This window comes from Halorientalis persicus (genome assembly GCF_900110215.1).
GTDB lineage: Archaea > Halobacteriota > Halobacteria > Halobacteriales > Haloarculaceae > Halorientalis > Halorientalis persica.
In genome coordinates this window covers 1-9,894 of the sequence record NZ_FOCX01000063.1, presented here as the reverse complement: position 1 = coordinate 9,894, position 9,894 = coordinate 1, and the positions used below count along the sequence as shown (strand labels likewise).

Annotated in this window: 9 protein-coding genes and 2 pseudogenes; 6 read left to right on the top strand and 5 right to left on the bottom strand. The window is 58.7% G+C overall.

The window, feature by feature from the left end:
* The 5 genes and pseudogenes from BMX17_RS26810 to BMX17_RS23990 all read left to right on the top strand — a co-directional run.
* Positions 1 to 276 (top strand): annotated as a pseudogene (locus tag BMX17_RS26810) (hypothetical protein); the annotation flags it as partial.
* The gene (locus tag BMX17_RS27420) at positions 273 to 395 is read left to right on the top strand and encodes a hypothetical protein (RefSeq protein ID WP_280141440.1); all 123 of its coding nucleotides are present in this window, start codon (positions 273 to 275) and stop codon (positions 393 to 395) included. The pseudogene BMX17_RS26810 and the gene BMX17_RS27420, both read left to right, overlap by 4 nt.
* A gap of 2 nt (positions 396 to 397) precedes the next feature.
* Positions 398 to 1,327, top strand: coding sequence for an alkaline phosphatase family protein (locus tag BMX17_RS24000; protein ID WP_092664939.1), 930 nt, complete (start codon positions 398 to 400; stop codon positions 1,325 to 1,327).
* A 33-nt stretch (positions 1,328 to 1,360) separates the two neighbouring features.
* On the top strand, positions 1,361 to 2,251 hold the full coding sequence (locus tag BMX17_RS23995; protein ID WP_092664936.1) for an alkaline phosphatase family protein: 891 nt from the start codon (positions 1,361 to 1,363) through the stop codon (positions 2,249 to 2,251).
* Positions 2,252 to 2,289: 38 nt separating this feature from the next.
* On the top strand, positions 2,290 to 3,657 hold the full coding sequence (locus BMX17_RS23990) for a lipopolysaccharide biosynthesis protein (protein ID WP_170845556.1): 1,368 nt from the start codon (positions 2,290 to 2,292) through the stop codon (positions 3,655 to 3,657).
* 79 nt (positions 3,658 to 3,736) lie between these two features.
* Here the strand turns inward: BMX17_RS23990 and BMX17_RS23985 are convergent, their stop codons facing one another.
* The 5 genes from BMX17_RS23985 to BMX17_RS23965 form a co-directional block, all read right to left on the bottom strand.
* Positions 3,737 to 4,885 (bottom strand): glycosyltransferase, encoded by a 1,149-nt coding sequence (locus BMX17_RS23985; RefSeq protein ID WP_092664930.1) that lies wholly within the window; start codon positions 4,883 to 4,885, stop codon positions 3,737 to 3,739.
* Between the two features lie 280 nt (positions 4,886 to 5,165).
* Positions 5,166 to 7,316: a helix-hairpin-helix domain-containing protein gene (locus BMX17_RS23980; protein ID WP_092664927.1), complete on the bottom strand. Its 2,151-nt coding sequence runs from the start codon at positions 7,314 to 7,316 to the stop codon at positions 5,166 to 5,168.
* Between the two features lie 203 nt (positions 7,317 to 7,519).
* Positions 7,520 to 7,720, bottom strand: coding sequence for a hypothetical protein (locus tag BMX17_RS23975; RefSeq protein WP_092664924.1), 201 nt, complete (start codon positions 7,718 to 7,720; stop codon positions 7,520 to 7,522).
* A gap of 109 nt (positions 7,721 to 7,829) precedes the next feature.
* On the bottom strand, positions 7,830 to 8,702 hold the full coding sequence (locus BMX17_RS23970) for a hypothetical protein (protein WP_092664922.1): 873 nt from the start codon (positions 8,700 to 8,702) through the stop codon (positions 7,830 to 7,832).
* Positions 8,703 to 8,958: 256 nt separating this feature from the next.
* Positions 8,959 to 9,228, bottom strand: coding sequence for a PadR family transcriptional regulator (locus BMX17_RS23965; protein WP_092664919.1), 270 nt, complete (start codon positions 9,226 to 9,228; stop codon positions 8,959 to 8,961).
* 230 nt (positions 9,229 to 9,458) lie between these two features.
* Between BMX17_RS23965 and BMX17_RS27655 the strand changes: the two are divergent.
* Positions 9,459 to 9,653, top strand: a pseudogene (locus BMX17_RS27655) (hypothetical protein); the annotation flags it as partial.
* Positions 9,654 to 9,894 lie beyond the last annotated feature (241 nt).

Sequence of the window (9,894 nt, the reverse complement as noted above, 5' to 3'; positions counted from 1 at the left end):
CCCCTAGATTTCCCGTACTTCGCGGACAAACCTTTGGACGAGTTCAGGGAACAAACCTTTGACGGGTTCGGTGGGAGTCCGATCCCGGTTGACAAGGACCTTGGATGGATAGTCCCAAAGGGTTTGAAGAGGAGGTGGGATCTCCGCGTTGGGAAGTCTCAGGAAGTTCTTCCGGGTATCGTGTCCGACGTCGAGGGGATCAATCTCTTCTTCCACGACTCCAAACACTCCCGCCCGTGCATGATGTTGAATACGAGATTGCCTACCAAAACATGAGCAACGGGATTATCCCCTCCGACGATATCGTCTGGAATTCGGCGTTCGAGGTCTTCGTGGACGAACGAGACGTCCGGACTACCAAGCTGGCCGAAGAATTCGCGATCATGGAGGTGTGAAGATGGGGATCAGAGGATATCTGACGAATGTGAGGCGGTGTTATCGGGAAGAATCTTTCACCGATGCGACAGCGTGGGCAGTCCATGAACTGAAGAATTCTATCGTTTACCGGACATTGGGTGACAACATCGGCGAGTCTGTGTGGGACAAAGACTGGGACGTTCTCGTCGTACTCGACGCGTGTCGGGTCGATATGATGGAAGAAATTGCAGACGCCTACGGGTTCGACGTTGATACACATCTCTCTCGGGCGTCTGAGTCGCCGGACTGGATTCGCCGAGAGATAGAAAGATCTGAAGCGGGTGTCGGATACGTCACAGCAAACCCTTTTACACACGACGAACGGGTCGGTATCTCAGAAGGTGACGATGTCGGTTACTTGGACGAGGTGTGGAAGGACAAGACAGAGACACGAAATGGGGTTACCACGGTCTTCCCCGATTCAGTAACCGACCGGGCGCTGTGGGCACACAACACACAAGATCTTGATAGACTTGTCATTCACTACATGCAACCCCATCAGCCCTTCATCGGATATCCTGAGCTGGCGACCCTGGATCTGGTCGAAGATCAGGAGACCACGGACCTTCTTAACAAGAACAGCATCTGGCACTGTACACGCTCCGGAAGGTTTGATAGGGACGAGGTTTGGAAGGCCTACATGAGTAATCTCACCTGCGTTCTCGATGAGATCTCGGAGAGGCTTATACCCGGGCTCTCGGGAGATGTCGTCCTCACTGCTGACCACGGGAACGCCCTCGGCGAGTGGGGTGAATGGGGGCACCCCCGTGGCAGTGTGAACCCGAAGATCAGACTGGTTCCGTGGGTTCAGGTCCAGGGAGGAGACCGCGACATATCTGGCGAGTCTCCTCCAGCAGACGGGAATGAGTCTGAGGTCGAGTCTCGACTCAGGGCACTCGGATACAAGTAAATCAATTAAAGGTGGACAACCAGTACAAAGTATATGACACTATGTATCATTGCGCTTGACGGCGCAGATTATGACATACTACCTGATAACCTTCTGAATTTCTCGGGCAGTCTGGAGACATTCACCTATTCGATGGACCACCCCTACACCGGTGAGGTTTGGCCGACAGTCGCCACCGGACTCCACCCCCGTGAACACGGTGTAACACAGAAGTCGGAGTCCGAATGGTCGAACCCGGTCCTCCAGTTCGGATCTTGGACGATGAACACGCTGAACGTCAGCGGCGACCTTCGTAAGAAGCTCGGTGATACTATTGAGGAGAACACCGGGGCATCCTGGGATCTCGCCGAAACAGACGCACCGACGTTCTTCGACGCTGACGGACGCTATGTCCACAACTGGCCGGGCGTCCACCGGACGGAGGAACTCCAACGGATCTGGTCGTGGTTCCGTGAGACCAACAAGAAGGGGATGTCCACGGACGAGTTCATGCGCCGAGCACGTCCCACGGCAGCCGCCAAGTTCGGGTGGCTGGAGGAGGCCGTGCAGTCCGACGCCACACTCGTCGGGGCACACGTCCATATTCTCGACGTGGTGGGCCACCTCTTCACCGATGATGAGCAACAGGTCCGGCAAATGTATCACTGGGCGGAGGACCAGATCCGAGAGATCCGACGGCAGATGGGTCCCGACGATGAGCTAGTCGTCCTGAGCGACCACGGGATCGAGTTCACGTGGCTCGGTGACGAGTCCGGCGGCGGTCACTCCATGCGGGCCTACTTCGAGACCACTTTGGACACTCGTCCAGAGTCGGTGTTCGAGGTCCGAGAGTGGGTTGAAGACCACGTGCCGGAGTGGGACGTTCAGGAAGAGAACGCATCGCTCCCGGAAGAACAACTCCGCGACTTGGGTTACATCGAGTGATGAGGCGGCAGGTCGGGATCGGGGCTATCGGACGAGTCGTGACGACGGGACTCGGGTTCGTCGGCGCGATCGCAGTCGCACGGTTCGTCGACGCTCCCGAGGTTTACGGCTCATTTTTTATACTTCTCGCGGTCGCCGAGGCCCTGATGAAACCGGTTGGCGGGTGGGTCGCCGGGTGTCGAAAGCGGATCACGGAACGTGACAACGCCGAGGAACGGTTTTTCGGTGCCGCGTGGGTAGTCGTAGCCGGGTCGTTCGGAATTCTCACACCGGTCTTGTGGGGCCTCAACGACGTTCTCGCCCGGTACGTCATAATCGATTCGCCGTGGCTCCCGCTCTGGATCCTCTTCGTGTCTAACGGCGTGTTCACGTACAGCCTCAACATCCTGAACGTGAGGGGGAACTTCGGAGTGGGTCCGTGGATCGACGGGATCCAGGGGCTCCTGAAGTACGGGTTCCAGATCGCGCTCGTTCTAGCCGGGTTCGGGGTCTGGGGGATGGCGATCGGGTTCGCGACTGCGGCGCTTCTCGTCACCCCGGTTATCTGGTGGTCGATCGGTATCAGACCGGCGCTACCGGATCTGGAAGTTATGAGGTCGACGTGGGACTTCGCTCGCTTGGCGATCCCGGGGACGCTATTAGGGACTCTGTTGGGACGGGTCGACACCCTGATGCTCGGGTTCTTCACGTCGAGCGCGGTCGTCGGGAACTACCAGGTGACCAACCAAATCACGATGGTGATGCCGATGATCGTCGGGGTCGCCAGTGGCGGGTTGCTCGGTCGCATCAGCGACCTCCACTCGGTTGGGAAACGAATCGATACAGTGACCGAAGACGTCCTAAACATCAGCGTCGTGATCGCACTCCCCGTTCTGGTCGGAGGTCTCATAATCGGCCCCCAAATCATCTGGATCCCCTTCGGGACCAAGTACGAAATGGCGTTCGTCTTCTTTCTCTGGGTTGCGATCTACCGGACGATCTCGGCGTACAACAGCCCGATGGCCTCTGTCGTCAACGGGATGGATCGGCCAGACTACGCACTCAGGGCGAGGGTTGTCAAGTTCACCAGTAATATCGTCGGGGGTATCATCGGCTTCTACGTATTCGGACCGATCGGGATCGTCGTCGCAAGCGTCCTGTCACAACTCCTGACGACAGTCCTCTACGCGCGGTTCGTCCAGAAACACACCGCGGTCAATCTGTTCCCATGGACAATTCGGTTACAGGCACTCGCGAGCCTCGTCATGGGGATCGTGGTCTACGGACTGAAGACCCAGATTGGGGTGGCAAAGTGGTACCACCTCGTCTCTCTCGTCGGGGCTGGCGGGATAGTCTATGGGGCCGTTCTTCTCTTCGACGAGTGGCACCGCGAGACTTTCGTCGGTACAGTTCGCGAGTTTATCTGATCACGCTCTTCGGTAAACACGTACGAACGGTCTATCTTGATTCAGTGAGAGAATCCCGCCGTTTACGGTGCGGAGGCTGTCATAACGTGGTCTTTTGCGGCTCCGACCATTCAGGTGTCGTATCGGACCGATTCCGTGCCGCTTCGACGGCATCTCGAAGCCCTTGTCGAAACTGGCCGACCGAGAAGTGGTCGTTAGCCCATGTCGCGATCTCGTCCGCTGACCACCGCACGCCTTCGTCTTCGAACCACTCGAGCGCTGCCCGGAGCGACCCCCGTTCGTACGTCACACCGTTCCAGTTCTCCTCCGTCTCGAAACGGTGGTTCTGGCGGTCCATCACCTGGAACTGCGTGAATCCCTCTCGGACGCCAACGACCGGGGTCCCGGCGGCCATCGCCTCGACGGGTGCCATCCCGAAGTCCTCGTTGTGTCCGTTGAAGACGAACGCCCGTGCGCCGGACAGGAGCTCCTCTTTCCGTGTCTGTGAGACGTAGCCCTCGAAGACGACGTTCTCGTTGGCCATCTCCTCGAGTCGCTCGCGTTGGGGTCCACGACCGGCGATGCGGAGTTCACGCCCGGTCTCGTTGAAGACACGGATGACCTCGTCGAGCGCCTTGTTCTCACTGAGACGGCCGACGTGGACATAGTAGTCCTGGTCTGGTGCATCGTTCGGGCTGAAGGCGTCGGTCTCGACGGGTGGATAGACGACATCAACACGTTCAGGATCGATATCGAAATAGCGACAGATCCGCCGCTTTACGAGGTCCGAGTTCGCGACAAAGTAGTCCGGGCGTCGCATGTTGTGGTCGAAGATCACCCGCACGGCGAGCGAGTAGAGCTTCTGGAACCGTCCGGACGATGCCTGGAAGAGGTCGTACTGGTATCGCGGTGGGGAGTGGATATAGGCTAGGACAGTCTGTTCATCCGGTGGGACGTACCACAGCGGCTCGTTCCCAGATGTGATGACCGTTTCGTAGTCGGCGAGCTCCGGGACTCGTTGCCACGTATCCAGGTAGGCCAGGGATCGCAACGGCCCGCCACGTTCGATAGCCCACTCGGCCACCCGACTCTTGTCGATCTCGTGAATGTCGATGTCCGTCGCGTTGCACCGTTCGGGATCGTGGTTGCCGACCCACATTGGACAGTTGAATGTCCGTGCGCTCTCTTCGGCGAGGAACTCGCCGCCACCGCGAACGTCATAGTCCTTGTGCGCGACAGCGATGTCCATCTATCTATTCTTACGTTGCCGTCGACTTAGTACACACGCTCTTGGGAAGGAGATTGTTAACGGTGAGAGCTGCGACCATTCGTGTTCGATTAAGGTCGAGAATGCCAGATTGTCCAGGTGCCGGATCTGACTGAGTACATTCAAACAGCCGAGTCTCTCTGACCAGTTCTTGGTTGAGCATAGGCACCGAAACCAACGAACTGCTCACTTCTCAAACTGTACTGACCGCTCAGGGGAGTAGGAAAACTATCGAGACTGGTCTGCGATATGTGGGTGTCGGCTAGGCGATGTCGTCTAGAGCGTCGTCGGTCGCCGAGCCACTGCCGGACTCGTCGGCATCGCTTGTGTCGTCGACAAACCGCTCTCCCGCCCCACTGGGCCCTGTATCGTTGGCTTTGATTCGGCGGCGAAGCGCGCGACTTGTCTCGGTGTAGTCGGGCACCAGTTCGTTCCCGGCATCGAGGCGCTGGCTAGCACCAGGAATTGCACTCCGGCCAGTGTGTGCCGGGGGCTTCGCTCCGCCGTGGTTTGCGGTTGGCGGCCCACTGGTGTCGCCACGATCGAGGATGTTCACGTCGGTTTCTGAGGTGGCCGTGACCATCGTGTCTGTCGTCGCGTACTGATCGTCAAACTGGCTGGTTGCGAAGTTCGTCAGTTCGACTGTATCGCCCTCTCGAAGTGCTTCACTCTCGGGCATGGCCCCGTCTTGGTCGCCGTAGTCGCCCGGCTGTCGGAATCCGCGGTAGCCGGGTTCGGACTCGCTAAGCGACCGACTCGGGATGGTCACTTTGGTCGTGCCACCCCACTGATCCTGTATGTACGCGACCTGGTACAGGTTGTTCGCGCCTTCCTGTTCGATGGTCTGGAGTTCCCCATCGATCATCACCTGTTCGCTCTGGGTCTCGTTCAGGTCGACGATGTGAGTGATCTCGCCACGGATGGTCGTTTCGTAGTCGCCGGTCGGCGTCTCGCCGTAGTTGTCGCCCGTATGCAGGTCGTCGATGTGGGCCGGCTCGCTGGGCACGCGATTCTCCGTGAGTTGGAACGCAGTCTCCCGCGGGTCGGCACCGTTCTGGGCGGCGACCTCGAGAAGCATATCAGCCTCGTCTTCTGTTAGGTCGGCGAAGTGGTCGGTCAACTGGTCGACGGTCTGCTCTAGCCGTTCGACTTCACCGCCGATCTCGGCGAGGCGGTCGGCGGTCCCGTCGTCAACGTTCGAGATGTCGGCCAGCGTCTCGGCGTCGACGCCGGCGAAGTCCGACCCGCGTTCGTACCCGGCGGCGATGAGTGACACTGCGGCGTCGTTGCCGACACCATCGATTTGCGTGACGGGAGCGACCGTCGGATGGGGCTGAGTATCGGGATCGGCTTTCACGCGGTAGGTGTCTCCATCGTCGTCTTCTGCCTGCTGGAGCCCGTCCACCTGCCCGGCGACTGTTTCGAGATACGGTTCCACGTCGGCGAGTGTCGCCTCGTCCTGGACCAGCACGTCGTCTTGGAAGGTCCGGGCTTTGTCCTGTAGGTCTGCAACCTCTGTCCGCATATCCTGCATGGGCGTCTCGCCGTTCCGGGCGGCCGCCGCCGCGTGTTCGCGCTGCGCTTTGAGTTCTTCCTGACGGCCTCTCGCGGTGTCCTCGTCAATCGCACGCCGGCCTTCGACGTCGTCGGGCTCGCCCGGATTGTCGAAGTAGAGATTCGGATCGTCAAGGTCGAATCCTGCTTCTTCGAACGAGCCGGCGATGGTCATTTCGTCGGCGGCACTGACGATGCCAGCCTGCTGTGCCCGCTCTCGCTCGATGACGACGCGGTCGCCCGATGCTGTCGTCGGGACCATGCCCGTGGCGACATCATCGATCTGGGCGGCGATCGGAGCCGCTTGCATATCTGCATCGTCGAGTTCGTCTTCGGCAAGTGTCGAGTAAAACTGCTCGCGAGCGGTCTGGCTGGTCCCCGGATTGTCTGATTCTGAGACCGGATGCCCGGGCATTCCCGGGTCGGGATCGCTGCCGCCTTCCGCTGTTCGGGCGGCGGTTTCGTCAGACCAGTCGCGAGCGTAGGGGCTTTCTGCGTCTTCTGCCGAGAGCCCGCCATCGCCAGTACTCTCGCTTGTGGCTTGCTCAGGTCCTGACGGCTCTCCGGCGTCTGATGGGGCGATTTCGGCAGGAGTGCCCGCAACTGTGGCTTGCTCGCCTTCGCCTGCATCTGCTTCCGGGTCCGTGTCGGCATCTGGGTCTGCTTCGGCGTCAACGTCGGCGTCTGCCTGGGCGGCGTCGCTTGCCGCAGCCGCCGCAGCGGCGATGTTCCGTTCCGTATCCGCACGGAAGTCCCCGATTTTTTGCTGTGTCGAACTGTCGCTCGAGCCTTTCCGCGACTCGAACTCCCGAGGATCGTCTTTTTTCTGCCGCCGTTTCCCCCGGTTTTTCTTCACCATGTGTGGGACCTGTCCTCAGCGAGGACGATTGTCTAGCCCGCTTTTGTGTCTAGCTGCCTATCAAAGTAGGGGGCCACAGACGGCGACAAAATATTTTCTCGGCGGAGGCTGGCGAAAATCAGCCGATTAGGCTTGTGAAGAAAGTCTCAGAACGTCGTTGTGTTGGCAGTTAACCAAAAACGAGGAGTGTGGCGGCGACGGAATCACCGCTCGCGCTGGTCGACGACAGTCCCACACTTCGGGCATTTGACCGAGAGGATACGGTCGCCGTCCTGGTCGGTCGTTGTGTAGTTCCAGTCTGGGCTTGGGCCGCCTGTGTCCCGAGACGTGTGCGGATCGTTGCCGTCGATCCGTGACCGTTCCTGTGGCGAGTGGTCGATCGTCGGATCGGAACTGTCGGACATCCCGTACCCGGTGTCGGCGGCGCGGTTGCCGGAACGACGGGAGGACGCGGATGAGCTACTCGGCCGGTATCCACATTTCGGGCATGAGCTTGGGTCTGACATGAGTGGTTCAGTGGTGTTTGGAAGTGGTTTCGTCGAGCGTCTCCTGATCGTGGTCGTGGTTGTCACTGTCATCAGGAATATCTTTGGCCGGCTGGGGGCTCACGAGGGCGTCGCGAACGCCGTCAACAAGATCCTGGTACCGGGCTCGCATTTCCTCGTCGTCTGTTGCGGCCTGCTTGACCCGCGTGCGCCATTGGTACTGGCCGGCACCGGCGACGACTTGCTCGGGAAGCCGCCGAAGACCGCGTGGCGAGAGGAGGCCAATCACCAACAGGTCGCTGGTTGTTTCCCCCGCGACCGTGTTCATATCCGCGACGAATTCGCGGATCCGTCGGCCACCGCCGCCTGAAAAATATCGTGTCGCATAGACTGCCGCGTAGTCCACACCGATCTCGTTGTGAAGTGTGTAGCAGATATCCCGTTCGGGCTCGGTCAAGCCTTTCAGCAGTGGGATGAGTTCGGTTTCGACGCTGGCATCTGCCAGTTGGTCGTGAAACCAGAGCGTCCCTTCCATCACCTCTTGGACGCGTTCTGCCCGCTCACGTGGCTCCAGATCGACGTAGTCCGACACGTCGGCAGGAATGTGGTAGGCGGGCTCGAACTCCGTGATCGCCTCCAATTCGTCGTCGTGTGAGGTCGTGTTGAGCCACTGGTCCGGCTGTGTGGATGTCGTGATCACGTCGACATTGGGACCAAAGTAGGAGTCGGCTGTCTCGCCGACAGCAACGATCCGCTCGGCGTGCCGGAGTTTGAGCATCACGTGGTCTGGCTGGACGGTCTGGACGAACTCTCGATGTGAGCGCTGGTGTTCGACACGCGGAATCGTCCCGGTTGGCCGCCCGTCTTCCCGTGCCAACTGAGCCTCGTCATCCGAACTCATGTCTAGTTGTGTGTCTCTTTGCCAGCGGGATATATTCTCTGCCGAGGCCGTTTTCTCCCTTCTTTCAAGGGCTGTGACTCCGGAATCACAGAACGCTCAAGTATCTAGGAAGTGAATGGTCAATTGTTGTGCCTTTCGCCATCTGCCCGCACTGCGGCCCGTCGTGGTTCAACGAACATCCGAGTGGCTACGCGTGTTCGGAGTGCCACTATTGTTTTGAGGCGATCCAAGTGTCGATTGATGCGTCGATTCGGGACTAGACGTACTGCTCTTCCCACTCTTTTCGGGCTTCGATCTCGCGTTGACCGCGCTTGGTGACGCTGTAGGAGTTGGTGCGGCGGTCTTTCGTGCCTTTCTCGACGAGCCCTTTCTCGACAAGCGTATCGAGATTCGGGTAGAGACGGCCGTGATGGATCTCGTTCTCGTAATATTCCTCGAGTTCGTCTTTAATCGCAAGTCCGTGTGGCTCGTTGGTGCCAGCAATCACATACAGGAGGTCGCGCTGGAATGCAGTTAGATCGTACATCTGTCTAGACATATCCGATAGTGGTAGTATTAAAACTTTCTCTGAATCTCAAGCTGACAACGCTAAGAAAACCGATTTGATCAAGACTCTAGATCGGACTGAGATGTCATATCATCGTTTTCGAAGAGGATCGAGCGCACTTTGTCGATGTTGCCTTCGACGGTTCGTGTTTCCACGCGGCAGGCGGAGGTGATTGCTTTCGGTCTATCATCGCGGCGAGGAGAGCACATTTCACTAAGACAGAGCTTGCGGATCACGCTGGTGTCACTCGGCAGACGGTGAGTAAGTATATCGATCTCCTGCTGGAAACCGATATCGTCGAAGAAATCCCGAACCCGTCGCCGTGACGGTACCAAGTCGCCAAGAAGGCCGTTGTGCAAGAACTCTTCGAGCTGAACAGCGGCCTGAACGTGGCCGATAAGTGATATTCTTTTGTTCGGGGACGATCAAGGAAACGCTGCACAGTACTTGGTTCCGGTAGGACCTTCCAATCCCGTGCTGGGTTTTCTGGGCGTCGCGACCGTATCCGATGTTTATCTGCCACTCGACTCTGTGGCTGTTTCAATCCCGGTGTGGGTTTTCTGCCCGTCGTGGCAGTATAACATGGGACCGATAGTTGAGGGTGATTAGTTTCAATCCCGGTGTGGGTTTTCTGACCGTCGTGGC